Source organism: Klebsiella sp. SYXHC3 (genome assembly GCF_057196925.1).
In genome coordinates this window covers 15,918-41,529 of the sequence record NZ_JBXUNG010000003.1, presented here as the reverse complement: position 1 = coordinate 41,529, position 25,612 = coordinate 15,918, and the positions used below count along the sequence as shown (strand labels likewise).

The window sequence follows — 25,612 nt, the reverse complement described above, 5'->3', positions numbered from 1 at the left end:
AGCAGGACATGACCAGCAATAAAGCGTTAATGCAGCGCCGTAGCGACGCGGTGCCGCGCGGCGTCGGACAAATTCACCCTATCTTTGCCGACCGTGCGGAGAACTGCCGGGTATGGGACGTTGAAGGCCGTGAATATCTCGATTTCGCCGGCGGTATCGCGGTGTTAAATACCGGCCACCTGCATCCTGAGGTGATCGCCGCGGTGGAAGGCCAGCTGAAGAAGCTGACCCACACCTGCTTCCAGGTGCTGGCCTACGAGCCCTACCTGCAGCTTTGCGAAATGATGAACCAGAAAGTGCCCGGCGATTTCGCCAAGAAAACCCTGCTGGTGACCACCGGTTCGGAAGCGGTGGAAAACGCGGTCAAAATCGCCCGCGCGGCGACCGGGCGTAGCGGCACTATCGCCTTTACCGGCGCCTATCATGGCCGTACCCATTACACCCTGTCGTTAACCGGTAAAGTGAACCCTTACTCCGCGGGCATGGGGTTAATGCCGGGCCACGTTTATCGCGCGCTCTACCCGTGCGCGCTGCACGGCATCAGCGATGATGACGCGATCGCCAGCATCCATCGCATCTTCAAAAATGACGCCGCGCCGGAAGATATCGCCGCTATCATCATTGAACCCGTCCAGGGCGAAGGCGGTTTCTACGCCGCCTCCCCGGCCTTTATGCAGCGCCTGCGCGCGCTGTGTGATGAGCACGGCATCATGCTGATCGCCGATGAAGTCCAGAGCGGCGCGGGCCGTACCGGCACGCTGTTCGCAATGGAGCAGATGGGCGTGGCGCCGGATATCACCACCTTTGCCAAATCCATCGCCGGCGGTTTCCCGCTGGCGGGCGTCACCGGACGGGCGGAAGTCATGGACGCCATCGCACCGGGCGGATTGGGCGGCACCTATGCCGGCAACCCAATTGCCTGCGCCGCCGCGCTGGCGGTACTCAAGGTTTTCGAACAGGAAAACCTGTTGGAAAAAGCCAATCAGCTCGGCGACAAGCTGCGTAAAGGCCTGCTCAATATCGCCGAAACACATCGCGAAATCGGCGACGTCCGCGGCCTGGGGGCGATGATCGCCATTGAGCTCTTTGAAGAGGGCGATCACAGCAAACCCAACGCCAAACTGACGGCGGATATCGTCGCCCGCGCGCGGGATAAAGGCCTGATCCTGCTCTCCTGCGGGCCGTACTACAACGTGCTGCGTATTCTGGTGCCGCTGACTATCGAAGATGCGCAGATCGCGCAGGGACTGAAGATTATCGCCGACTGTTTTAACGAAGCTAAACAAGGCTAACACTCCTGCACCGGATGGCGACGCTCACGCGCCCCGTCCGGTTGCCTGTCGGCCGGATTGGGCGCAACCGCCATCCGGCAAACGGTGCCAAAAAACAATAAAAGGGGTTAATGATGGGGCAACTGTCGCAATCACATGATTTAGGGGGCGGGCTGAAATCACGCCACGTCACCATGTTATCTATTGCCGGCGTTATCGGCGCAAGTTTGTTTGTCGGTTCCAGCGTCGCCATTGCCGAAGCGGGCCCGGCGGTGCTGCTCTCCTACCTGTTCGCCGGGCTATTGGTGGTGATGATTATGCGTATGCTGGCCGAAATGGCCGTCGCCACCCCGGATACGGGCTCCTTTTCGACCTACGCCGACAAAGCGATCGGCCGCTGGGCGGGTTATACCATCGGCTGGCTGTACTGGTGGTTTTGGGTCCTGGTTATCCCCCTGGAAGCCAATATCGCCGCTATTATTCTCAACTCATGGATCCCCGGCGTACCGGTATGGCTATTCTCGCTGGTCATCACCCTCGCCCTCACCGGCAGTAATCTGCTGAGCGTCAAGAACTACGGCGAATTCGAGTTCTGGCTGGCTATCTGTAAGGTTATCGCCATTCTGGCCTTTATCGTGCTGGGCGCGGTGGCCATCACCGGCTTCTATCCCTATGCCGAAGTGAGCGGGATTTCGCGCCTGTGGGATCACGGCGGCTTTATGCCTAACGGCTTCGGCGCGGTGCTCAGCGCGATGCTCATTACCATGTTCTCATTTATGGGCGCGGAGATCGTCACCATTGCCGCCGCCGAATCGGATACCCCGGATAAACATATCGTTCGCGCCACAAATTCCGTTATCTGGCGCATCTCTATCTTCTACCTGTGCTCCATTTTCGTGGTCGTCTCGTTGATTCCGTGGAACATGCCGGGGCTGAAGAACGTCGGTTCATACCGTTCGGTACTGGAGTTACTGCATATCCCCTACGCCAAACTGATTATGGACGGGGTGATCCTGCTGTCGGTGACCAGTTGCCTGAACTCGGCGCTGTATACCGCTTCGCGAATGCTCTATTCCCTGAGCCGCCGCGGCGATGCGCCAGCCATAATGGGCAAAACCAACCGCAGTAAAACGCCGTATGTGGCGGTGCTGCTCTCCACCGGCGCGGCCTTCTTAACCGTAGTGGTGAACTACTATGCCCCGGCGAAGGTATTTAAATTCCTCATCGATAGCTCCGGCGCCATCGCCCTGCTGGTCTATCTGGTCATTGCCGTATCTCAGTTGCGGATGCGCAAAATCCTGCTGGCGAAAGGCGGTGAAATTCGCCTTAAGATGTGGCTCTATCCGTGGCTCACCTGGCTGGTTATCGCCTTTATCACCTTCGTACTGGTGGTGATGCTGTTCCGTCCGGCGCAGCAGCTGGAGGTCATTTCCACCGGCGCGCTGGCGATCGCTATCATCTGTACGGTGCCGATTATGTCGCGCTGGAAAAAGCTGCTATTGTGGCAAAAACTGCCGCTACAAAATACGCGTTAACCCTGTTCCCGGCGCAGGCCGGGAAATGTATTCAGGAGCAAGACTATGACCGCCATTCCCCAAGCGACGGCCATTGATGGATACCGCTGGTTGAAGAACGACATCATCCGCGGCGTTTATCAGCCTGATGAAAAACTGCGTATGAGCCTGCTGACGTCGCGCTATGAGCTTGGCGTCGGTCCGCTGCGGGAAGCGCTCTCGCAGCTGGTGGCCGAGCGGCTGGTGACGGTGGTCAATCAAAAAGGCTATCGCGTCGCCTCGATGTCCGAGGCGGAACTCCTCGATATCTTCGATGCCCGCGCCAACATGGAAGCCATGCTGGTGCGCCTCGCCATTGAGCGCGGCGGCGATGAGTGGGAAGCCGAGCTGCTGGCCCGCGCGCATCTGCTTAATAAGCTTGAATCCAGCGAAGCAAGTGAGCGCTTACTCGATGAATGGGATCAGCGCCATCAGGCGTTTCATACCGCCATTGTCGCCGGCTGTGGTTCGCAGTATTTACTGCAGATGCGCGAGCGGCTCTTCGATCTGGCGGCACGCTACCGCTTCATCTGGCTGCGCACTACCGTGCTGTCGGTAGAAATGCTGGAAGATAAACATGTCCAGCACCAGACGCTGCTGGAAGCCATTCTGGCGCGCGATGCCGAACGAGCCAGCGCGCTCATGCGCGAGCACTTACTTACCCCCATCCCGATTATCCAACAGGCGATGGCCGGCAAACTGCTGTCGCAGCAATCCTGATTCAGGCAGCGGGCTTTTTATAATACGGCAGCTGCGTGACCGGATACTCGTAGTGTTCCTCCACCACGCAACGGTCCGGCGTCGCCATTCCCGAGTAGAAGAAAAAGTACTCCTGACTGTCCGGGAAAAAGACCAGATCGTCGCCGTTGCGAAAGCTGGTTACCCGATAGGGAATATGATTTTTGGTCTGCGCCTGACGCATGCCGGAAGCGACCTGGAAATGGTCGCCCCACTTCATGGTCGATAGCTGGTAATGGAAACGCGAGATGGTCACATTTTTGCGTAAAGAGCAGGACAATTTTACCGCTGTGCCGGCGAAAGCCGGAGAAAGAAAGAAGCTTAATAAACTGATAGATAATAGAAATTTCATGAAGGTCTTATAATTTTAGGGTCAATATTTGACGGTAACATGATTTTCCTGCGCAGGCAGGGATCGCGGCGGATTTTCTTGCCGCCGCGCCCTATTCCAGGAGTATTCCTAATTATTCTCGCCGCGTAGCACCTCGCGAAAGTGCATCACCAGCGGGCGCTGGTTGGCTTTGTGCCATACCGCCCACAGCTGGGTCGAATAGCTCATCCATGGAAGTTCCCGCAGCACGACCCCCTCAGGGGCGTTATGCCGCAGGCTGTGCTGGATCAGCGCCACGCCCAGTCCCGCCGCCACCAGCCCCAGGGCCGTTAATGGCTCTCCGGCTTCCAGACGAATATCCGGATTAAAGCCCGCACGCACGCAGGCGGCGACGAAATCATCGCGCGAATGGGCATCGTCGTTATGGATAACCGCGATCCACTGCTGATCGGCCAGCTGCGCTGGCTGCAAGTTTTCCGCCGCGGCCAGCGGATGATTCTGCGGCAAAGCCAGCAGCATCCGGTCATCAAGCACCTGGGTATACTCCAGATCCTGTTCGCCCGCCGAAGGCGGCATGTCCACCAGCGAGAAGTCCAGGCTGCGCTGGCGCAGGCCCTCAATCTGCGTGGCGGGCGGCTGGCTATACAGCGCAATATGCACGTCCGGGCGCGACGTTCGCAGGGTGCGCAGCGCGGTAGAAAGCACGCCGGAGTGCATGGCGTTTTCGATATAACCGATACACAACCCGCCATCTTCGCCGCGCCCCAGTCGTTTACCTAATGATTCGAGACGGTTGGCATGGGTCAACAACGAGCGCGTTTCAGCCAGAAACGTCTGCCCGTCCGCCGTCAGGCGAATACGCTGCTGGTTACGTTCAAACAGCATCAGCCCTAGGCGCTCCTCCAGCTGGGCTATCTGGCGGCTGAGCGGCGACTGTGAAATATGTAAGCGTTCGGCGGCACGGCCAACATGCTCCTCTTCCGCTACCACCACAAAGTACTTCAACTGGCGTAAATCAATCATGTGAGACCTCAAAGGACTTAAGTCAGAAGAATTATGTCCTATCAAGTCATAACACCGCAAGGTATTGTGATCTCCGTCACAGGGCGACAGCACAAATCGCCCGCACAGAACCCTTCCCAGACGGGAACCCAATATCGAGGACATCTTAGATGAGCATCAAACATATTCTGCCAGGCAACATTGGTTTAGGCGGCGCGCCGCTGGGTAACATGTTCCGTAACATCCCGGAAGACGAGGCGCACGCCACCGTCGCCGCCGCCTGGGATCTGGGCGTTCGTTACTTCGATACCGCACCGCTGTACGGGTCCGGTCTTTCTGAAATCCGGATGGGCGAAGCGCTCTCGCAATACCCTCGAGACCAGTTCGTTCTGAGCAGCAAAGTCGGCCGCATCATGCTTGATGAAATGGAAGACCCGGCGACGCGTGATTTTGGTGAGAAAGGCGGTCTTTTCGAATACGGCCTGAAGAACAAAATCCTCAACGACTACTCGGCCGACGCCACCCTGCGTTCTATTGAAGACAGTTTAAAACGGCTGAAAACCGACCATCTCGACATCGTATGGATCCACGATCCGGCGCAAGATTTCTACGGCGACAGCTGGCTGGAGCAGTTCAACATCGCCCGTACCGGCGCCTTCCGCGCGCTGACCCGCCTGCGTGAAGAAGGCGTAATTAAGGCATGGGGGCTGGGCGTGAACCGCGTCGAACCTTGCGAATTGACCTTAGCGCTCGACGAGCCGAAGCCGGATGCGTTCCTGCTGGCTGGCCGCTACTCGCTGCTGGACCACAAACGCGCCCTGCAGCGCCTGATGCCGGAAGCGCTGGAACAGAATGTCGATATTGTCGTCGGCGGCCCTTACAGCTCGGGCGTTCTCGCCGGCGGTGAACACTTCGAATACCAGAAAGCCTCTGCGGCGATCCACCAGCAGGTGGCGCAGATCAAGGCCATTGCCGCCCGTCATCAGGTGGATGTGAAAGCCGCTGCGCTGCAGTTTGCCCTGGCTCATCCGGCGGTGGCCGCCGTAATCCCAGGCTCCAGCCGTCCGGGCCGTATGGCGGAAGATCTGGCCGCGCTGAAAGCGACCATCCCAGCCGCTTTCTGGGATGAGATGCGCAGCCAGAATCTGGTGGCTGATAACGCGCCGCTGCCGATTCGTTAATTTTAGCGGGGCCGCAGGGCCCCTCTTAAAACAAGAGAGACACCATGAAACTGGATCTAACTCATAAAGTCGCCGTGGTGAGCGGCTCCACTTCCGGCATCGGGCTTGGCATCGCTAAAGGCCTTGCTCAGGCGGGCGCGACCGTGGTCATCGTCGGCCGTCAACGGCGCGGTGTTGATACCGCCATAGCGGCGATTAATGCCGAATACCCCGATGCGCAACTGCGCGGAGTGGTCGCCGACCTCAGCACTGAAGAAGGCGTCAGCGCCCTGCTCGCCGCCGAGGCGCATGCTGATGTGGTGGTTAACAACCTCGGCATCTTTAACGATAAAGATTTCTTTAGCGTGCCGGATAGCGAGTGGCTGCACTTTTATAACGTCAACGTGCTTTCCGGCGTGCGCCTGTCGCGCCACTACGCGCAGGGGATGATCGATAACGGCTGGGGACGCATTATTTTCGTCTCCTCGGAATCCGGCGTCGCGATTCCTGCCGACATGATCAACTACGGCGTGACCAAAAGCGCCAACCTCGCGGTCTCCCACGGACTGGCGAAACGGCTCGCCGGTACCGGCGTCACCGTTAACGCCATTCTACCTGGCCCCACCTTCACTGAAGGTTTGCAGGAGATGCTGGCGGAGGCCGCTACGCAATCTGGCCGCAGCCCGCGTGAGCAGGCTGATGAATTTGTGAAGACCGCACGCCCAAGCTCGATTATCCAGCGGGCGGCGGACGTCGACGAAGTGGCGAACCTGGCGGTATATCTCGCCTCGCCGCTCTCGTCGGCCACCACTGGCGCGGCGCTGCGCGTCGATGGCGGCGTCGTCGACACCCTGGCAATGTAATTCTAATTATCTGAAATAAAGAGAGAAATAAAATGGCTACTACCACTGTATCTATCGAAATCCCGGCTTCTGTCGACCAGGTTTGGCAACTGATGGGCGGCTTTGACTCGCTGCCCGACTGGCTGCCGTTCATCCCGAAAAGCGTGGTGAGCGAAGGGGGACGCGTGCGTACGCTGACCACATCCGATGGCGGCACGGTCATTGAACGTCTGGAAGCGTTTGATAACCGCCAGCGCAGCTATAGCTACTCGATCATCCAGGCGCCGTTCCCGGTCGTGGATTACCTCTCCACTATCGCGGTAGTGGCAACTGCCGATAGCAATATCACCCGCGTTGAGTGGTCCGGCAGCTTCACGCCGGTTAACGTCAGCGACGCGGATGCCGAAGCGCTGTTTAGCGGTATTTATCGCGACGGCCTGCAGGCGTTGAAAAATAACTTTAGCGCCTGATTGTTGCCAGGAATGGCCGGGCCATTCCTTTTATGAACAAAAGAAGAAAAGTCTATTGCCCGTTGCCCTCTTTTTCAGACAACGGGCGGGACATATCCTTTACGCCATCACGTTGCAACGGGCAACGTTAACGAAACAACTTAACAGGATTATGAACATGAAAACCGTATCGACTATTTTTTCCGCAGCTGCACTTTCACTTTTTGCCTTTACCGCTTCCGCGCATAGCGTGACTGCAACCGGTAATACCCTTGACTCCGCTGAAGCGGTGATTGCCAAAAAAGCGAAAGAGCTGAATGCGACTGATTATAAAATCACCAGCGCCCATATGGGGAATAAAGTGACGATGAGCGCTGTGTTAGATAAGTAATTACTTCTGTATTCCTGGCAGGAATTCATAAAAAATGATATCCCAGAACCGGGGCCAACTTTCGGCTCCGTTATTCCTTACGCCCGGATTATAAGTACCGGTGCGCTCTTATAAGCCGGCGTCAGGCTCTCTTTATCGACCGCATCCAACGACAGCAAAATATTGGCCTCCGGTAGATAAGCGGCAATCGACGACGCCGCCATCGGTACGATAAACACCGTCTGATTCAACAGCGCTTTCTCGCCGTCCGGTTCGCCCCGCGCATCCAGCGCCATGATATTGACCCGATCCCCCTGCCTCAACTGACGCTTACGCGCCTCTTCCTCACTGAGGAAGATAATATCGCGACGGCCGGTTACGCCGCGATAGCGGTCATCCATGCCGTAGATGGTGGTGTTGTATTGATCGTGGCTGCGGATGGTAGTCAATACCAGACTATCCACCGGTAGCGCATCATCAACGGCGGCCAGATTGCAGACGTGGAACGTCGCTTTACCCGATTCGGTACGGTATTCGCCACGCGAAGCCGGGTTATCAAGGCGGAAGCCGCCCGGCGCGGCAATGCGCGCATTAAACTGATGGAATTCCGGGATCACCGCTTCAATCGCGTCACGGATCAGACGGTAATCACCCACCAACCGCTCCCAGGAGACTGGGCTATCCGGCAGCGTCGCGCGGGCCAGTCCGGCGACAATGGCCGGTTCGGAAAGCAGATGCGGAGAAGCAGGTTTCAGCGAACCGGTAGAGGCATGTACCATGCTCATTGAATCTTCGACGGTGATCGACTGTACGCCCGAGATTTGCAGATCGCGTTCGCTGCGGCCAAGCGCCGGGAATAAAAAGGTATCTTTGCCCGCCAACAGATGCGAGCGATTCAGCTTGGTGGCGATATGGACCTGCAGTTCCAGGCGGCGCATAGCCGGGAACGTACGCAGCGGATCCGGCATCGCTACCGCCAGATTACCGCCCATGCAGATCAGCCCGCGCGCGCGTTTATCCTCAATCGCTTTGATACTTTCGACCGAGGAACGGCCATGCTGGCGCGGCGCCTTGATGCCAAAGTAGCTCTCCAGTCGCAGATTAAACTCTTCACTCGGGGCTTCGTTAATGCCGACGCTTCTGTCGCCCTGCACGTTGGAGTGACCGCGCAACGGACAGATGCCCGCCCCTTTGCGCCCCATATTACCGCGCATCAACAGTAGATTAACCAGTTGTTGTACGTTCTGCGTGCCGTTGCGATGTTGAGTGATACCCAGACCGTAGCTAATGATCACCCGCTGATGACGGCTGTAGATCCCGGCGAAGTATTCGACCACTTCGCGTTTAACCCCCGCACCGCGCTCGATATCGTCCCACGATAGCGCTTCAAGATCGGCCAACAGCGCCGGATAGCCCGAAGTGTGCCCGGCAATAAAGTCGTGATGAATGACCGGATGCTGCGCATCTAAGGCCAGCAGCGCTTTCATCGCCCCGCGGAAGAACCAGGCGTCGCCGCCAACGCGGATCTGGAAATAGTCGCTGGAAAGGTCGGTATGCTGACCTAACAACATATCGGACGGCGACTGCGGAAAACTAAAGCGTTCCAGACCACGCTCGCGTAGCGGATTAACTGAGATGATTTTACCGCCGCGCTGCGCCACTTCCCGTAGCGTAGAGAGCATTCGCGGATGGTTTGTACCGGGGTTATGACCCACGCAAATCACCAGATCGGCCGCCTCGAAATCGCTAAGTTCAACGGTTCCTTTACCAATACCAATAGACGAGCCCAGCCCCGTGCCGGTGGGACTATGGCACATGTTGGAGCAGTCAGGGAAATTGTTGCTGCCATATTCCCGGGCATACAGTTGATAGAGAAACGCCGCTTCGTTGGAGGTGCGCCCCGAGGTATAAAACTCCATCTCGTCCGGCGCAAAACCACGCATGATCTCGCCGATTTCGGCAAAGGCCTGTTCCCAGGCGACCGGTTGATAGGTATCGCTGATGATGTCGTACTTCATCGGATGAGTGAGACGACCGTAATTTTCCAGCTCATAATCACTGCGCTGCCACAGTTCCGCAAGCGTATGATGAGCAAAGAATTCAGGCGTCGCTTTCTTTGCCGTTGTCTCCCACGACACGGCCTTGACGCCGTTTTCGCACAGCTCCATCGGCGAGCGGTGTTCTGGGTCCGGCCAGGCGCAGCCAGGGCAGTCAAACCCTTTAACCTGGTTCATTTTAAATAGCGCGATGGTATCGCGCAGCGGCGTTTTTTGCCCCAAAACGTGGGTGGTACAAGCTTTAACGGCCCCCCATCCGCCGGCGGCTCCGGCGTATTGTTTCAGGCCTCGGGTATTATTAGTCATCAGAATACATCAGCGTTATTTTCAATCGCTCTTTATTAACACAGCGTTTCTGATGTGCTGATTCCCACCATGGAGTAACGGTAAGCGGATAAATAATAAAAAAGAAGTAGAATTATAATTCGAATAGCGTCCAGCATTAATCAAACACAAATTATCCATTAACAAACAAATAGTTATATTCACTTAAAGCATTGATTCAGGCTGTAATATGTCACCCAAATATCATTACATGGTAAACAGAACGTAAAACCACAGCATTAGCCCCCCAGGAAGGGGTAAATAATATTTTCGTTTAACTACCTACTATATTGCCGCCTCGTATAACGAGAGGCGGATTGGTGCGGCGGTTATTTACAATTGGTATCGATTTTTATCGGACGGTGCCTGCGGCAACAGGCACCGGGGAGAAATTACGCGCGCAGGCGAACCGGTTCGCTGAAATCGTCAGCCGGTTCGAGTTTCAGATTGAACGTTGCCAGCAGCGCCGCAGCGCGCTCGTGGAACTCACGCAGCGTTTTTTCGAGTCTTTCACGAACCTCGGGATCGTCGATGTCGACCGCTTGCCAGTCACCCTCTTTATCAAACAGGCCGAACTGGTAGCTATAAGTGAAACGAGATTCCTGTGCTTCCATTTCCATCCACCAGCCCCAGAATTCCCGCTTCTCCGGCGCTGGTTTAACGTTGACGCAAACTGCCAGGCAGTCGAAAAAAAAGCGGTTCTCTTCACACTGCCCTTCACGGATATAGGGGCCTAGCGCCGTGAATTTTTTAATCAGCTTACTCTTCAGGTGTCCACTCGGTAACGTCATTGCGATCTCCTTTAGTGATGCAACTGTTTTACCAAACCAATAAAATTTAGCAATATATTAACTAAATCTATGATTGATCCAGCGGGCAATCTGACGCAATGCGTGATCGAAATTACGGTAAACCGGCTTAAACGGTATCTCCAGCAGCTTGCCATCCGCCGAGGAGGAGGTGATTAACCGCGACTCCTCTTCGGGGCTAAAGGGATCATCTTTCCAGTAGCCGGAGAGCATCGGCGTAGGGCAACGGCGGCCCAGCAAGCCCTGAGTTTTTAATGAATAACGGTTAAGTTCGACGCGCAGCGCTTCGTCGGAAGCATCGTGCATGCCAAGACGCGATGCCAGCACATCGAGGAACATCTCCGGCACCCGCGCCATCAGCTGCGGATCCACCAGCAGGTTATGCACCACCGGCCCCAGACAGGCTACCGCCTTCAGCCGCTGCGACTCCAGATACCCCAGACGAACCGCAATATTGGCGCCGAAGCGGAAACCAAATGCCGCCACCCGGGTATGGTCAACCCAGGGGACATTCTGCAGATGCTGTAGCACGTACTGATGCAGCATGCTGGTGTCCTGGCTCAACGTCCACTTGGTTGAGAAACCGATGGACGGCATGTCCAGCGTCAGCATGGCGATCCCCAGCGGAGCAAAATACTTCTCATACAGGCTGTAATAATCGGTTTGCAGCGAATCCAGACCGCCGCACATCAGCACCGTCGGAAACGGGCCTTCGCCTTTCGGCATATGCAGGAAGCCCGTCACCGGGGCGCCGCCGGGGATAGCGAATTCCAGTTCCCGCAGCTCGCCCGGCAGACGTTGCGCCGCCTCTTCATAGGCGCGATTGGCCAGCGTCTGCGCCTGATCGGCCAGCCCATCGCCCTTGATATGCGGGTAGGCGGCGATGCTATAGAGGTTGGAGGCGTGCAACCAGTGGCGACCGCTCTGCAAAGGATCGGCTTCCTGAGTCGCTTTTTGCTGCCACATCATCGCTTGTTTAGTCCACTCATACACCCAGTTGCCGCCGCGATAGCCAATCACCGTATCGTAGAGCTCCGGGTCAGAGCGCTCGGCATCGCTCATCACGATGCGCGCCTGGACATCCCATATCTCCTGCGGCGAGACGCCGCGCCAGATCCACATCAGGCGATTGATTAAGCGATACCAGTGATCGACGTGATTACCGCTCAGCGCGGTCTGCATGCCCTGATGCTGGCCGGATGAAAACCGACGGACCAGCGTTGAGGTTTCCGGGTATTTGAATCGGGGTTTAAACAACGTTTCGCTAAGGTTAGCCTGTGACATGTGCCGCCTCCATCATGTTGCTGCTTTCGCTATTGTAACCCGCGTCAGGGTAAAAAAAACCACGCCCGGCATAACCGGGCGTGGTAATTATTCACGATTGGCGGGAATTAACGGCCAGCGATTGGCGGGACGAAGACGACGCCCATATCCCACGGCTGTTCAATCCAGGTATCCTGCGGGATATCAACCACATAATCATCAACCAGCGGACGGCCCGCCGGCTTAGCGAAAATGGTGACAAAGTGCGCTTTAGGATACATTTCGCGGATAGCGACGGCGGTGCCGCCGGTATCGACCAGGTCATCAATAACGATGAAACCTTCGCCATCGCCTTCAGCGCGCTTCAGTACTTTCAGTTCGCGCTGGTTGTCGTGATCGTAGCTAGAGATACATACGGTATCAACATGACGAATACCCAGTTCACGCGCCAGTAAAGCTCCCGGTACCAGACCGCCACGGCTAACGGCAATGATGCCTTTCCATTGTTCAACCGGCAGCAGACGGCTTGCCAGTTTGCGGGCGTGAATCTGCAACATGTCCCAGGTGACGACGTATTTTTCGCTCATGTGAATTGTCCCAGCCTGTGTATAACGGCTTAAATATTGTTCGAGGGGGAAAATGGTTGCGCGAGATTATAGAGACCTGACGCGCTAAAAACCAGTATTAAGCGCCTCCGGCAACGCTTTTTGCGTGCTTTACACTAGCAGAGCGCGCGGAAAGTGGTATTCTCAACCACATCGCGCAAGCCCGAGCTTGTAGTGAATCTTATTGCTAACCCTCGACCTGTAAACGACTTTTGCAGGTGACTGTAAGGAGACTCATCGTGTCTGAATTGTCTCAATTATCCCCGCAACCGCTTTGGGATATTTTTGCCAAAATTTGCTCCATCCCACACCCGTCCTATCACGAAGAACAGCTCGCCGAGCACATCATGGGTTGGGCAAAAGAGAAAGGCTTACACGCGGAACGCGACCAGGTTGGCAACATTCTGATTCGTAAAGGCGCGACCGCCGGTATGGAAAACCGCAAGCCGGTAGTTCTGCAGGCGCACCTCGATATGGTGCCGCAGAAAAATAACGATACCGTCCACGACTTCACTAAAGACCCGATCCAGCCGTACATCGACGGCGAATGGGTCAAAGCGCGCGGCACCACCCTGGGCGCGGATAACGGCATTGGTATGGCCTCCGCGCTGGCGGTGCTGGCCGACGATAGCGTTGCCCACGGCCCGCTGGAAGTGCTGCTGACCATGACCGAAGAAGCCGGTATGGATGGCGCGTTCGGTCTACAGGCCAACTGGCTGCAGGCGGATATCCTGATCAATACCGATTCGGAAGAAGAAGGCGAAATCTACATGGGTTGCGCCGGCGGTATCGATTTCACCTCTAACCTGGCGCTGACTCGCGAAGCGATTCCAGCCGGTTTCCAGAGCTTTAAACTGACCCTGAAAGGCTTAAAAGGCGGCCACTCCGGCGGTGAAATCCACGTCGGCCTGGGCAACGCTAACAAGCTGCTGGCGCGCTTCCTGGCGGGCCATGCCGATGAACTGGATCTGCGTCTGGTCGATTTCAACGGCGGTACGCTGCGTAACGCTATCCCGCGTGAAGCCTTCGCGACCGTCGCCGTCGCCGCGGACAAAGCGGATGCGCTGAAAGCGCTGGTGAATACTTACCAGGATATCCTGAAAAACGAACTGGCGGCCAAAGAGAAGAATCTGGTCGTCCTGCTGGAAGCGGTCGCGAACGATAAAGCGGCGCTGACTCAGGCTTCCCGCGACGGTTTCGTGCGCCTGCTGAACGCGACGCCGAACGGCGTGATCCGCAACTCCGACGTCGCCAAAGGCGTGGTTGAAACTTCGCTGAACGTCGGCGTCGTCACCATGACCGACGACAACGTACAGATCCACTGCCTGATTCGCTCGCTGATCGACAGCGGTAAAGACTATGTCGTCAGCATGCTGGATTCGCTGGGCAAACTGGCCGGGGCGAAAACCGAAGCCAAAGGCGCTTACCCAGGCTGGCAGCCGGATGCCAACTCTCCGGTTATGCACCTGGTGCGCGAGACCTATCAGCGTCTGTTCAACAAGACGCCGAACATTCAAATTATCCACGCTGGCCTGGAATGCGGTCTGTTCAAAAAACCGTATCCGGACATGGACATGGTTTCCATCGGCCCGACCATTACCGGCCCGCACTCCCCGGATGAGCAGGTTCATATCGAGAGCGTCGGCCAGTACTGGACGCTGCTGACCGAACTGCTGAAAGCTATTCCGGCTAAGTAAGCCCTATACCGGCGGCGCTATGCCGCCGGTTGTGCCTCCGGCCCCGGTGATGACCTGTTTTGTCGGGTGGCGGCTAACGCCTTACCCGACCTACGCCGGCTACAGTAATGTGCAGTTTGGTAGCCCGGATAAGGCGCAACGCGCCGCCGGGCAATAACCGCGGGTAAAGAGCCACTTTCGCGCCGGATGGCGGCTACGCCTTATCCGGCCTACGGTTCGTGGCCTCTACCCTGTACCCGTGGCTACTGAAACTGCCGGTGTTGGTGGCCTCAAAATCGCTGAGACGTTCCCGGCAGGCCGGGGCAGCCCGCATGGATGCGGGCTGAGGGCCGTGTTTTGCAAGGACGCTGCCTCGGCCCGACCCGAAGCCTGCAGGGATAAGTCGAAGGTACCACGAAGTGGCGATTTTGGCGGCCAGAGCCCGGGGGTACAGGGGGCGGCGGCGACTGGCCGCCCCCTGTGCGCTCCCTGCGCCAGGAAAGCCATAACGCAGAAGAAATATCGGGAGCGCAATGTGCTCTGAATTAACACAAAACACGTGTTTTTCCCGGACCAAAAAAGTCGCAAACCGATAACAGTATCTATTCAGCCTTACCCGAACCGCGTTTTTCCATTCGATAGTTGGTGAACCTCTCTCCACGCGATTCTACTCGCTGCTCAGCGACGACACGAAATCCCTGACGAAGAAAACTGGATCGTGCCGTTATGCTCGCATCAACCGACAATATCTTTCCCGGAAGGCTGGCGCAGACCGCCCCGATGAGCGCATGACCGATTCCACGACGGGTATAATCCGGCGAGACGAAAAAGAGGTCGATATAATCATTAACAACAGTGATAAATCCAACCGGCTGATTATCAATAACCGCCACCAGCACTTGCGAATCGGCAAGTTTCTGCCGCCAGCGGGATTCATCAACCTGCGCCCAGGCGGCAATTTGCGCGGGAGAATAATCCCGGCTGGCGGTCTCTTTAACCGCACGCAAAAAAATGGCGCACAGCGCCGGAAAATCATCTTCTAAATACGCCCTGATCGTTAACATCGTTATAGTCCAAGTACCAGTTGTCGTTCAAGCTGTGGGTCGAGCAGAGTTACGTGTAACCCCACCAGCCGCACGCCGCGGCTGCCCCGACGCTCAAGCCAGGCGTTGCGCGCGGTCGCGATTAAATCCTCTTTGTTTAACCGCGGCCAGACGTGCTCCTGAGTAGTGAGCTGGAAATCGTTAAACTTCAGTTTGATGCCCTGACGCGCGATCAGTAGATCCGGTTTTACCTTCGCCAGACGGCGTTCCAGCTCGGGATAGAGATTTTCGATAATCGCTTCGCAGTCTGACCACTCATGAATATCTTCCGCCAGAGTGCGCTCGACGCCGACCGATTTACGCTGACGATCGTTATGGATTTCGCGCTCGTCAATGCCGTGGCTGCGCTCCCACAGGATACGGCCAAACTTACCAAAACGTTTAAGCAGCATCGCCAGATCGCTGTTTTGCACGTCGCCACAGGTACGCAGCCCCATATTTTCCAGCTTCGCCGCCGACACCTTCCCGACGCCGGGAATTTTCGCCAGCGGCAGAGACCGCACAAACTCCGCCACCTGATGCGGGGCAATGACGAACTGGCCATTCGGCTTGTTCATATCTGAGGCAATTTTCGCGAGGAATTTTACCGGCGCCACGCCCGCAGAAGCGGTGAGATTCAGTTCACGCTCGATGGTCTGGCGGATCTCCTGGGCCATCAGCGTGGCAGAGCCGTGGCAGTGTACGCTGTCGCTCACGTCAAGGTAGGCTTCATCCAGCGACAGCGGCTCGATTAACGAGGTATAGCGGGAGAAAATTTCGCGGATGTGGTTCGAGGCTTCTTTGTAGGCATCAAAGCGCCCCGGCAGCAGCGTGAGGTGCGGACACAGTTTAAGCGCCGTCGCCGTCGGCATCGCGCTGCGCACGCCAAACTTACGCGCAGGATAGTTCGCGGTACTAATCACGCCACGTTGTACCCGACTGCCGCCGATTGCAATGGGGATATCGCGCAACGCCGGGTTGTCACGCATTTCCACCGCTGCGAAGAAGCAGTCCATATCGACATGGATAATTTTACGCATCGCCTTGCCCAACACTGTATACCCATACAGCATAGCAAAACTACACGCAAATTTTATTCTTTTTTTAATTCAACCGCCAAAAAAGCTGTTACAACATAAAAGTGAAACAAATAACCTTTATTTTCATACATTTAAATAATGAATCAGGAAGATACAATCATGAAGAAAATACTCACGGTACTCTGTCTGCTGGCGACCGGCAGCGTTTTCGCCAATCCGCAGCTGATTGCCCACCGCGGCGGTACCGGCGATGCGCCGGAAAACACCCTACCGGCCATCAAACTGGCGCTGGAAAATCACGCACAGGCCATCTGGATTACGGTACAGCTAAGCCGCGATGGCGTACCGGTGCTCTATCGCTCAAGCGATCTCTCCGCCCTGACCAACGCCGAGGGCAAGGTCTCAAGCTTAACCGCCGCCGAGCTGGCAAAAGTCGATGCCGGCTGGAAATGGGGCGATGACAGCCATCCGTGGCGCGGCAAGCAGGCCACGATCCCGACCTTACAAAGCGTGCTGCAGCAGTGGCCGCAGACCTTCTTCTACATCGATATAAAATCACCGGATGCCGAACCGGCGGTGATGGGCGAACGCCTGCTGGAGGTGTTAAAAAATACCCATAGCCTCGACCGGGTACGGGTTTATTCCACCGAAGACCGCTATATCGCCGCTCTGCCGCAACCGATCCCCCGCTTTGTTAGCCGCAGCGAAACCCGAACCAGGCTTGCAAACGTTTCGCTCAGCCACCAGTGCCAGCAAGACAGCCAGCGCGATGGCGATAAGTGGTACGGGCTGGAACTAAAGCGCAAGGTGGAGGTAGTCGAGAAGTTTACCCTTGGTGAAGGCGTTTCTCCGGCGACGCTCACCTGGGATAAAGAGGCGATGGATTGCTTCCGCTCGCAGGGCCAGGCCCACATCATTTTCTTCGGCATCAATAGCGCGGAAGATTATCGAACGGCGAAAGAATTAGGCGCCGACGGCGTGATGGTGGATTCTCCGGCGCAGGCGAAAAACTGGCAGTAAGATAAAAAAGGCCGCGAAAGCGGCCTGAAAAACGCAAGCGTAGCGCCGTCGGCGCATTAGAGAATGCGCTGCTGCTGGCGCTGCGCCTCGCGGGCGAGACGTTTCTTACGCGCATCGCACGGTTCCGGACAGTCGCAGACTTTCTCCAGCCCCAGCGAGGAGATCCCGCCGCAACTGCCTTGAATACTCTTACGCTTCACCAGGTAGCCCAGGGACATGCCGAGGATCACCAGCGCAAAAATCACAAAGGTCGCGACAAATACCGTCCACATCATCAGCCTCCAAAGTCGTCGAGCATGATGTTCTCATCTTCGACGCCCAGATCTTTGAGCATTTTAATCACCGCGGCGTTCATCACCGGCGGCCCGCACATATAGAACTCGCAATCTTCCGGCGCCGGATGGTCGCGCAGATAGTTTTCATACAGAACATTATGGATAAAGCCCGTATGCCCGGTCCAGTTATCTTCCGGCAGCGGATCGGAGAGCGCGACGTGGAAGGTAAAATTGGGGTTTTCGCGCGCCAGCTGTTCAAACTCATCGTCATAGAACATTTCGCGCAGCGAACGCGCGCCGTACCAGAAGCTGATTTTACGCGTGCTGTGCAGGCGCTTAAGCTGGTCAAAGATGTGTGAACGCATCGGCGCCATGCCCGCTCCGCCGCCGATAAACACCATCTCGGCGTCGGTCTCTTTGGCAAAGAACTCGCCAAACGGCCCGGAAATCGTCACCTTATCGCCAGGCTTCAGCGACCAGATATAGGACGACATAATCCCCGGCGGCGCATCCGGAACCTTCGGCGGCGGCGTGGCGATACGCACGTTGAGCATAATGATGCCCTCCTCTTCCGGGTAGTTAGCCATCGAGTAGGCGCGCAGGGTCGGCTCTTTCACCTCAGAGACATAGCGGAACAGGTTGAACTTATCCCAGTCTGAGCGATATTCATCGGGAATATCAAAGTCGGCATAGGCCACTTTATGCGACGGGCATTCGATCTGAATATAACCGCCGGCGCGGAACGGCACCGCTTCACCATCCGGCACCCGTAATTTGAGCTCTTTAATGAAGGTCGCTTTGTTATCATTAGAGATAACCTCGCACTCCCATTTTTTCACGCCGAAAATCTCTTCCGGCAGCTCAATTTTCATATTCTGCTTCACCGCCACCTGGCAGGCCAGGCGGCACCCTTCTTTGGCTTCGCGTTTGGTGATATGCGAAAGCTCTGTCGGCAGAATATCGCCGCCGCCTTCTTTGATGGTCACCCGGCACTGGCCGCAGGAGCCGCCGCCGCCGCAGGCGGAAGAGACGAAGATACCGTTGCTGGAGAGCGTGTTCAGCAGTTTGTCGCCCGCCGGCGTGCGGATCTGTTTATCCGCTTCGTTATTGATTTCAATAACCACGTCGCCCGCGTTCACCAGCTTCGAGCGCGCCACCAGGATAAGCCCCGACAGGACCAGCACGATCAGCGTGAACATCACCACGCCAAGAATAATTTCCATACTTTTCCGCCCTTATAGCTGCACACCGGAGAATGACATAAAGCCCAGCGCCATCAGTCCGGTGGTGATAAAGGTGATCCCTAACCCGCGCAGACCGGCGGGCACGTTGGCGTACTTCATTTTTTCGCGGATTCCCGCCATCGCGACAATCGCCAGCATCCAGCCGATGCCGGAACCAAAGCCGTAAACAATCGATTCCGGGAAGTTGTAATCGCGCTGCACCATAAACGACACGCCGCCGAAAATAGCGCAGTTAACGGCGATAAGCGGCAGGAAGATCCCTAACGCGTTATAGAGTGCCGGGAAGTACTTATCGAGGATCATCTCAAGTATTTGCACCAGCGCCGCAATCACCCCGATAAAGGTGATGAAGTTAAGGAAGCTGAGGTCTACGCCTTCCATCAATGCGCCGTCGCGCAGCACCAGGTTATAGACCAGGTTGTTGATCGGTACGGCAAGACCCAGCACCACCGTGACCGCAACGCCGAGGCCAAACGCGGTGGAAACCTTTTTCGACACCGCGAGGAAGGTACACATCCCGAGGAAGAAGGCCAGCGCCATGTTCTCAACAAACACCGCGCGGACAAACAGGCTAATGTAATGAGCCATGATCGGTTACTCCTTTTCCTGCTGTTCAGGCTTCCAGCTACGCAGGGCCCAAATCAGCAAACCGATAATGAAGAACGCGCTCGGCGCCAGCAGGAACAGGCCGTTCGGCTGATACCAGCCGCCGTTCTGCACCGTTTCCAGTACGGTGATACCGAACAGCTTACCGCTGCCGATAAGCTCGCGCAGGAAACCGACGATAATCAGGATCGCGCCGTAACCGAGACCGTTACCGATACCATCCATAAAGCTGGCCAGCGGCGGCGATTTCATGGCATAAGCTTCGGCACGCCCCATCACGATACAGTTCGTGATGATAAGCCCGACGAACACCGACAGCTGCTTAGAGGTCTCATAGGCGAAAGCCCGCAGCAGCTGATCCACCACGATAACCAACGAGGCGATGATCGCCATCTGCACGATGATGCGCACGCTATTGGGAATATGGTGGCGAATCATAGAGATAAACATGCTGGAAAACGCCGTCACCAGCGTCACCGCAATGGTCATCACGAAGGCGGTTTCCAGTTTGGTGGTCACCGCCAGCGCGGAGCAGACGCCGAGCACCTGCAGGGCGATGGGGTTATTGGCGATAAGCGGCCCCACCAGCACGCGCTTCACCTCTTTCATATCGCTCTGTTCAGCCATTATTCAGCTCTCCCTCACGAACCTTTTTCAGGAACGGACCAAAGCCCAGTTCGCCCATCCAGAAATCAAAGCTATGCTGCACGCCGTTTGACGTCAGCGTGGCGCCGGATAAACCGTCAACCGCGTGGAGATCGCCTGCGCGCGCGCCGCCTTTTACCACCTTCAACGACGGCATGCCGTTGTCATCCAGCACCTGCTTACCGACAAACTGCTGACGCCAGTTCGGGTTTTCCACCTCGCCGCCCAACCCCGGCGTTTCGCCCTGATCGTAGTAAGTAATGCCTTTCACCGTACGCCCATCGACGTCCAGCGCCACGAAGGCGTACATCATTGACCACAGGCCATTGCCATAGATAGGCAGCACGACTTCCTGAATCTGCTGCTGCGCGTCACGCACCAGGTAAATTTCCGCCAGGTTGCTGCGGCGTTTAATCCCGGCCGGATCCTGGCTGGCGTCGAGCGCGATGCTCTGCTGCGGATCTTTCAGCGCCTGAGCCTGATTAAATTTGCCCGGGTCTTTATCCAGCAGTTCGCCGGTCGCCAGATTGACCAGCCGAGGGGTAATGCGCGCGGCGAAGGTTTCCGCCACCGCGTCAGCATCCATCCCCTGCTGCATCAGGCCGGCGACGGCCAGGATATTGCGCTGTTTATCCAGCGCGCGTTGTTCCTGCTGACGTGACTTGAGGCCCACGGCGGAACCAGCAACCACAATGGAGCACACCAGACAAAGCACCAGCACCACCAGCAGCGTTTTGCCGATGCTATCGTTACTTTTCTTATCAGCCACGCGACTTCCTCCGCTTGATATTGGCCTGCACCACCAGGTAATCGAACAGCGGCGCAAAGAGGTTGGCGAACAGAATCGCCAGCATCATCCCTTCCGGATAGGCCGGGTTGACGACGCGAATCAGCACGCACATCACGCCAATCAGCAGGCCGTAGCTCCATTTACCTTTATCGGTAAAGGAAGCCGATACCGGGTCAGTCGCCATAAACATCATGCCGAAGGCGAAACCGCCGAGCACCAGATGCCAGTACCACGGCATCGAGAACATGGGGTTGGTATCAGAACCGATGAAATTAAACAGCGTAGCGGTAGCGATCATACCGACCATCACCCCGGCGACGATGCGCCAGGAAGCGATACGGGCAAAGATAATGAACGCGCCGCCGATGAGGATCATCAGCGTCGACACTTCGCCAATCGAGCCGGGAATGTTGCCGAGGAAGGCGTCCATCCAGCTCACCGGGATGCCGGTGGCGACGTTAACCAGCGCTTCACCGCCGCCGCTGGCCCACTGGGAGAGCGGCGTCGCGCCGGAAAAACCGTCCGCCGCCGTCCATACCAGGTCGCCAGAAATCTGCGCCGGGTAGGCAAAGAACAGAAACGCGCGCCCCGCCAGCGCCGGGTTGAGGAAATTGCGCCCGGTGCCGCCGAAAATTTCTTTGGCAATCACCACGCCGAAGGAGATTCCCAGCGCCGCCTGCCATAGCGGCATCGTTGGCGGCACAATCAGCGCGAAGAGAATCGAGGTAACGAAAAAGCCTTCGTTGATCTCATGTTTGCGCACAATCGCGAACAGCACTTCCCAAAAACCGCCGACGATGAATACGGTCAGGTAGATAGGCAGGAAAAATACCGCCCCCAGCGTCATCATGCTGAGCCACCCGGCATCGGCGTTGAAGCTCACCCCTAACCACTGGGCAACGCTATAGTGCCAGTTGTTGGCTATTACCTGCTGTAACTGTTCGGCGCCGTATAGCTTGTGCAACGCCGGAATCGTCTGCAAGCCGACGTTATACATGCCCCAGAACATCGCCGGGAACACCGCAAACCAGACGAGGATCATCATCCGCTTGAGGTCGATGGAGTCACGTACGTGCGCCGCGCCGCGGGTGACTAAACCCGGGGTGTAGAAGATCGTCGCCGCCGCTTCATACAGCGGGTAATATTTTGCTAACTTGCCGCCGTGCGTGAAATGCGGCTCAAGTTTCTCAATCAGGTGCTTTAAGCCCATCTCTTATCCTTCCTGCTCAATCTGGGTTAACACGCTGCGCAGCGCCGGGCCGTATTCATATTTGCCCGGACAAACGTAGGTGCAAAGCGCCAGATCTTCTTCATCCAGCTCCAGACAGCCCAGCGCCTGGGCGCTATCGCTATCGCCGGCAAGCAGATCGCGCAGCAATATGGTCGGCAGAATATCCAGCGGCATTACCCGCTCATAGTTGCCGATCGGTACCATCGCCCGCTCGCCGCCGTTAGTATCAGTGGAAAAATTAAAGCGCTTGCGCTTAAAGAAATGACCAAGGGTGGTGCGGGTAATCGAGAACTTCTCTTTGCCCGGCATCACCCAGCCAAACAGCTCTTTTTCACGGCCTTCTCGTACCACGCTGACCTGCAAATGGTAGCGCCCGAGGAAGGCGTGAGGGCCGCAGGCGTGGGTGCCGCTCAAGACAGAACCGGAAATAACCCGGTTTTCATCATCCACCAGCTCGCCCGCCAGCAGCTCATCGAGGCTGGCGCCGAGACAGGTTTCCAGCAATCGCGGCTGTTTTACCTGCGGGCCGCCAAGGGCAATGACGCGTTCGCTGTACAGCTCGCCGTCGAGGAACAGTCTGCCGATGGCGATGACCTCCTGATAGTTGAGATGCCAGACCTGTTTGGTCAGGCTGACCGGCTCAAGGAAGTGAATGTGCGTACCGGCAAGCCCTGCCGGATGCGGGCCACTAAACTGGTTGAATGTCACCTGCCCGGCGGGATGGCCGCCCAGCTTGCCGCCGCTGGCCTGACAGACGTGGACTTTACCGTCCGTCAGGTGCGTTAGCACCGTCAGACCGGCATCAAAGGCTTCACGCTGGGCGAGGATAATCGGCTGCGGTTCAGCCGCCAGCGGGTTGGTATCGATAGCAGTGACGAAAATAGCCGCCGGAACGCTACCCGGCGCGGGAATTTTGCTGAAAGGACGGGTACGAAACGCCGTCCACTGCCCGGATTCCAGCAGCTGTTGCTGCACCGCTTCCCGTGGCAAATCGTTAAGATCTTCTAATGCATAGCGGGTAAACGACACCGCCTCATTGCTGCCGTCGATATCAATCACCACCGATTGCAGCACCCGGCGCTCGCCGCGATGAATGGCGCTGACCACCCCACTGGCTGGCGCGGTAAAACGTACCCCGGCGTTCTTTTTATCTTCGAACAGCACCTGGCCTTTTTGCACCCGATCGCCTTCGCTCACGGCCATCGAGGGGCGCATGCCGACGTACTCCTCGCCGAGCAGCGCGACGCGTTTCACCGCAGGCCGGGGCGAGATCTGCTGTAATGGCATGCCAGCTATGGGCAAATCCAGCCCTTTCGTGATTTTAATCATATCGTTAGCAGGTATCCGTAACCTAAACCCCGGCTCAAGCCGAGGCCAGCATTATTGATGGAATATCAGAATAAGAAAGGAATAGCGGTGCCACGGGGGCACAAGACGGGAGAGAAGCATCCTTTCTTACCCTGGTCATAAACGGCGGGAGTGTAACATTTTGTGAGTGGCAGAAGTAGGAAAAGCGCCAATAAGTGCTTCTAAAATGCGAGCTATTGCGCAAAGTTCTCACTGCGCTTTGCGGCAATATTCGCTATAAAGGAACATTAAATTGTAAACGCAGCCACACCGTGCTTGCGAAAAACTGCCGTGATGCTAATGTGAGCGCTCTAAATCCAGAAAACTCTGATTTCGGGTATCTCTTGCCGTCCTGGCATGTGGTTTTTTGTTTTATCAAGGAACAAGCAGTATGCGCAAAATCGCATTCTTTATTGCGATGCTTCTGTTGCCGTGCGTGTCATTTGCTGGGTTACTCAGCAGTAACAGCCCGACAACGCCGGTTAGCAAAGAATATAAACAGCAGTTAATGGGCTCTCCCGTTTATATCGAGATCTTCAAAGAAGAGCGGATGCTCGATCTCTACGTCAAAATGGGCGAAACCTACCAGCTTCTCGATAGCTACCGGATCTGTAACTACTCCGGCGGCCTCGGGCCGAAGCAACGCCAGGGCGATTTCAAAAGTCCGGAAGGATTTTATAACGTCTCGCGCAGTCAGCTAAAACCAGACAGCCGCTTTTATAAAGCGATCAATATCGGCTTCCCGAATGCCTACGATCGCGCGCACGGCTATGAAGGTAAATACCTGATGATCCACGGCGCCTGCGTTTCCGTCGGCTGCTACGCGATGACCGATACCGGCATTGACGAGATCTTCCAGTTTGTCACCGGCGCGCTGGTATTTGGCCAGCCAAGCGTGCAGGTCAGCATCTACCCGTTCCGCATGACCGACGCCAACATGGCGCGACATAAGTTCTCGTACTATGCGGATTTCTGGAAGCAACTGAAGCCAGGCTATGACTACTTCCAGCAGACCCACAAACCGCCGGTGGTGTCGGTGATGGATGGCCGCTATATCGTCAGCAAGCCGCTCAGCCACGAGGTTATCCAGCCGCAGCTGGCCTCAAACTATACGCTCCCCGAGGCAAAATAACGCCCACTCGCCTGGCATGATTTTATTCCAGGCCTCATTGCCGGTCAGCGGCTGAGTGGCGATAACGGAGACCACATCGTTTGGTGTGGTCTCACGTTGAAAATCAATTTCCACATCCTGATCCAGTAGCTTCGCCACGCCAAACGGCGCCCGACGGGTGATCCAGTACAGGTTGGTTGAACAGTACGCCATCACATAGCGCCCGTCCGATAACAGCATATTAAACACGCCCTTCTCGCGCATTTCGCCCGCCAGCGTCGCGATGTATTTAAACACGCCGACCATATTGCCAGGCGTGCGCGGATAGCGCTCGGTTAAACGGTGCAACAGCCAGCAGAAAGCCGTTTCGCTGTCGGTCTCGCCCACCGGGCGGAAATTTCCCGTCTTCAGCGATTTATAACCCTTGAGCTGCCCGTTATGGGCGTAGGTCCAGTGGCGGCCCCACAGTTCGCGGGTGAACGGATGGGTGTTCTCCAGCGCCACTTCGCCACGGTTGGCCTGACGGATATGGGCAATGACGGAACAGGATTTAATGGGATAATCCTGTACCAGTTTGGCTATTGGCGACTGAAAGCTCGGCTGCGGATCTTTAAATGTGCGACACCCTTTCCCTTCGTAAAAGGTAATACCCCAGCCGTCTTTATGCGGCCCGGTGCCGCCCCCGCGCTGAACCAGCCCGGAGAAGCTAAAACAGATATCGGTCGGCACATTGGCGCTCATCCCGAGCAATTCGCACATAGATCACCTCAT

The 25,612-nt window shown here is 56.5% G+C and carries 27 protein-coding genes; 11 read left to right on the top strand and 16 right to left on the bottom strand.

Annotated features, from left to right (window positions below; all coding sequences use genetic code 11):
• Positions 1-8 precede the first annotated feature (8 nt).
• The 3 genes from gabT to csiR all read left to right on the top strand — a co-directional run bounded on the left by gabT (position 9) and on the right by csiR (position 3,544).
• The gene (gene gabT, locus AC2CGP_RS09710) at positions 9-1,292 is read left to right on the top strand and encodes a 4-aminobutyrate--2-oxoglutarate transaminase (protein WP_049033469.1); all 1,284 of its coding nucleotides are present in this window, start codon (positions 9-11) and stop codon (positions 1,290-1,292) included.
• A 113-nt stretch (positions 1,293-1,405) separates the two neighbouring features.
• On the top strand, positions 1,406-2,806 hold the full coding sequence (gene gabP / locus AC2CGP_RS09705) for a GABA permease (RefSeq protein ID WP_015704496.1): 1,401 nt from the start codon (positions 1,406-1,408) through the stop codon (positions 2,804-2,806).
• 45 nt (positions 2,807-2,851) lie between these two features.
• On the top strand, positions 2,852-3,544 hold the full coding sequence (gene csiR / locus AC2CGP_RS09700) for a DNA-binding transcriptional regulator CsiR (RefSeq protein ID WP_015368060.1): 693 nt from the start codon (positions 2,852-2,854) through the stop codon (positions 3,542-3,544).
• Position 3,545: 1 nt separating this feature from the next.
• On the opposite strand, the gene AC2CGP_RS09695 is transcribed toward csiR, so the two are convergent.
• Entirely contained in the window at positions 3,546-3,914 is a 369-nt protein-coding gene (locus AC2CGP_RS09695) for a hypothetical protein (protein ID WP_023325096.1), read from the bottom strand.
• 108 nt (positions 3,915-4,022) lie between these two features.
• A complete protein-coding gene (locus AC2CGP_RS09690; protein WP_032707502.1) occupies positions 4,023-4,916 on the bottom strand; it encodes a LysR substrate-binding domain-containing protein in 894 nt (297 codons plus the stop codon).
• A 149-nt stretch (positions 4,917-5,065) separates the two neighbouring features.
• Between AC2CGP_RS09690 and AC2CGP_RS09685 the strand changes: the two genes are divergently transcribed.
• From AC2CGP_RS09685 to AC2CGP_RS09670, 4 genes are all read left to right on the top strand, one after another.
• A complete protein-coding gene (locus AC2CGP_RS09685; protein ID WP_015704493.1) occupies positions 5,066-6,076 on the top strand; it encodes an aldo/keto reductase in 1,011 nt (336 codons plus the stop codon).
• A 44-nt stretch (positions 6,077-6,120) separates the two neighbouring features.
• Entirely contained in the window at positions 6,121-6,918 is a 798-nt protein-coding gene (locus AC2CGP_RS09680; RefSeq protein ID WP_032713939.1) for an SDR family NAD(P)-dependent oxidoreductase, read from the top strand.
• Between the two features lie 32 nt (positions 6,919-6,950).
• Positions 6,951-7,367 (top strand): SRPBCC family protein, encoded by a 417-nt coding sequence (locus AC2CGP_RS09675; protein WP_015368056.1) that lies wholly within the window; start codon positions 6,951-6,953, stop codon positions 7,365-7,367.
• Between the two features lie 157 nt (positions 7,368-7,524).
• The gene (locus AC2CGP_RS09670) at positions 7,525-7,737 is read left to right on the top strand and encodes a YdgH/BhsA/McbA family protein (RefSeq protein ID WP_045388411.1); all 213 of its coding nucleotides are present in this window, start codon (positions 7,525-7,527) and stop codon (positions 7,735-7,737) included.
• 77 nt (positions 7,738-7,814) lie between these two features.
• On the opposite strand, the gene AC2CGP_RS09665 is transcribed toward AC2CGP_RS09670, so the two are convergent.
• The 4 genes from AC2CGP_RS09665 to gpt all read right to left on the bottom strand — a co-directional run bounded on the left by AC2CGP_RS09665 (position 7,815) and on the right by gpt (position 12,756).
• Complete coding sequence (locus AC2CGP_RS09665; protein WP_047076154.1) at positions 7,815-10,079, bottom strand: FdhF/YdeP family oxidoreductase; 2,265 nt, start codon at positions 10,077-10,079, stop codon at positions 7,815-7,817.
• 410 nt (positions 10,080-10,489) lie between these two features.
• Positions 10,490-10,888, bottom strand: coding sequence for a sigma factor-binding protein Crl (crl, locus tag AC2CGP_RS09660; RefSeq protein ID WP_015368042.1), 399 nt, complete (start codon positions 10,886-10,888; stop codon positions 10,490-10,492).
• 57 nt (positions 10,889-10,945) lie between these two features.
• Entirely contained in the window at positions 10,946-12,190 is a 1,245-nt protein-coding gene (frsA, locus tag AC2CGP_RS09655; RefSeq protein ID WP_063443786.1) for an esterase FrsA, read from the bottom strand.
• Positions 12,191-12,297: 107 nt separating this feature from the next.
• A complete protein-coding gene (gpt, locus tag AC2CGP_RS09650) occupies positions 12,298-12,756 on the bottom strand; it encodes a xanthine phosphoribosyltransferase (RefSeq protein ID WP_002889733.1) in 459 nt (152 codons plus the stop codon).
• Positions 12,757-13,013: 257 nt separating this feature from the next.
• Between gpt and pepD the strand changes: the two genes are divergently transcribed.
• Positions 13,014-14,471: a cytosol nonspecific dipeptidase gene (pepD, locus tag AC2CGP_RS09645; protein ID WP_015368040.1), complete on the top strand. Its 1,458-nt coding sequence runs from the start codon at positions 13,014-13,016 to the stop codon at positions 14,469-14,471.
• 19 nt (positions 14,472-14,490) lie between these two features.
• Complete coding sequence (locus tag AC2CGP_RS09640) at positions 14,491-14,628, top strand: hypothetical protein (RefSeq protein ID WP_015368039.1); 138 nt, start codon at positions 14,491-14,493, stop codon at positions 14,626-14,628.
• Positions 14,629-15,052: 424 nt separating this feature from the next.
• On the opposite strand, the gene AC2CGP_RS09635 is transcribed toward AC2CGP_RS09640, so the two are convergent.
• Together AC2CGP_RS09635 and dinB are read right to left on the bottom strand one after the other, a co-directional pair.
• The gene (locus AC2CGP_RS09635; RefSeq protein ID WP_032713925.1) at positions 15,053-15,514 is read right to left on the bottom strand and encodes a GNAT family N-acetyltransferase; all 462 of its coding nucleotides are present in this window, start codon (positions 15,512-15,514) and stop codon (positions 15,053-15,055) included.
• Positions 15,515-15,516: 2 nt separating this feature from the next.
• On the bottom strand, positions 15,517-16,572 hold the full coding sequence (gene dinB / locus AC2CGP_RS09630; protein ID WP_015704475.1) for a DNA polymerase IV: 1,056 nt from the start codon (positions 16,570-16,572) through the stop codon (positions 15,517-15,519).
• A 159-nt stretch (positions 16,573-16,731) separates the two neighbouring features.
• Between dinB and AC2CGP_RS09625 the strand changes: the two genes are divergently transcribed.
• Positions 16,732-17,592, top strand: a complete 861-nt coding sequence (locus AC2CGP_RS09625) for a glycerophosphodiester phosphodiesterase family protein (protein ID WP_015368112.1) — start codon at positions 16,732-16,734, stop codon at positions 17,590-17,592.
• Between the two features lie 56 nt (positions 17,593-17,648).
• Here AC2CGP_RS09625 and nqrM read toward each other — a convergent pair whose 3' ends face one another.
• From nqrM to AC2CGP_RS09590, 7 genes are read right to left on the bottom strand one after another with little or no spacing between them, the layout of a single operon-like run.
• Positions 17,649-17,864 (bottom strand): (Na+)-NQR maturation NqrM, encoded by a 216-nt coding sequence (gene nqrM, locus AC2CGP_RS09620; protein WP_015368113.1) that lies wholly within the window; start codon positions 17,862-17,864, stop codon positions 17,649-17,651.
• 2 nt (positions 17,865-17,866) lie between these two features.
• The gene (nqrF, locus tag AC2CGP_RS09615; RefSeq protein ID WP_015368114.1) at positions 17,867-19,090 is read right to left on the bottom strand and encodes an NADH:ubiquinone reductase (Na(+)-transporting) subunit F; all 1,224 of its coding nucleotides are present in this window, start codon (positions 19,088-19,090) and stop codon (positions 17,867-17,869) included.
• 12 nt (positions 19,091-19,102) lie between these two features.
• Positions 19,103-19,699 carry an NADH:ubiquinone reductase (Na(+)-transporting) subunit E gene (gene nqrE / locus AC2CGP_RS09610; protein ID WP_015368115.1) on the bottom strand — a complete coding sequence of 199 codons (597 nt, stop codon included), beginning with the start codon at positions 19,697-19,699 and terminating at the stop codon, positions 19,103-19,105.
• 6 nt (positions 19,700-19,705) lie between these two features.
• Positions 19,706-20,344: an NADH:ubiquinone reductase (Na(+)-transporting) subunit D gene (locus AC2CGP_RS09605; protein WP_002889716.1), complete on the bottom strand. Its 639-nt coding sequence runs from the start codon at positions 20,342-20,344 to the stop codon at positions 19,706-19,708.
• Complete coding sequence (locus tag AC2CGP_RS09600; RefSeq protein WP_032713922.1) at positions 20,337-21,131, bottom strand: Na(+)-translocating NADH-quinone reductase subunit C; 795 nt, start codon at positions 21,129-21,131, stop codon at positions 20,337-20,339. The genes AC2CGP_RS09605 and AC2CGP_RS09600 overlap by 8 nt, the downstream gene beginning before the upstream one ends.
• On the bottom strand, positions 21,124-22,362 hold the full coding sequence (locus AC2CGP_RS09595; protein ID WP_484502330.1) for an NADH:ubiquinone reductase (Na(+)-transporting) subunit B: 1,239 nt from the start codon (positions 22,360-22,362) through the stop codon (positions 21,124-21,126). The genes AC2CGP_RS09600 and AC2CGP_RS09595 overlap by 8 nt, the downstream gene beginning before the upstream one ends.
• A gap of 3 nt (positions 22,363-22,365) precedes the next feature.
• Positions 22,366-23,712, bottom strand: a complete 1,347-nt coding sequence (locus tag AC2CGP_RS09590) for a Na(+)-translocating NADH-quinone reductase subunit A (RefSeq protein WP_015368118.1) — start codon at positions 23,710-23,712, stop codon at positions 22,366-22,368.
• A gap of 409 nt (positions 23,713-24,121) precedes the next feature.
• On the opposite strand from AC2CGP_RS09590, the gene dpaA reads away from it, so the two are divergent.
• A complete protein-coding gene (gene dpaA / locus AC2CGP_RS09585) occupies positions 24,122-24,862 on the top strand; it encodes a peptidoglycan meso-diaminopimelic acid protein amidase (RefSeq protein ID WP_015704469.1) in 741 nt (246 codons plus the stop codon).
• Here dpaA and AC2CGP_RS09580 read toward each other — a convergent pair.
• Complete coding sequence (locus AC2CGP_RS09580; protein ID WP_015368120.1) at positions 24,833-25,600, bottom strand: class II glutamine amidotransferase; 768 nt, start codon at positions 25,598-25,600, stop codon at positions 24,833-24,835. The genes dpaA and AC2CGP_RS09580 overlap by 30 nt on opposite strands.
• Positions 25,601-25,612: the final 12 nt, after the last annotated feature.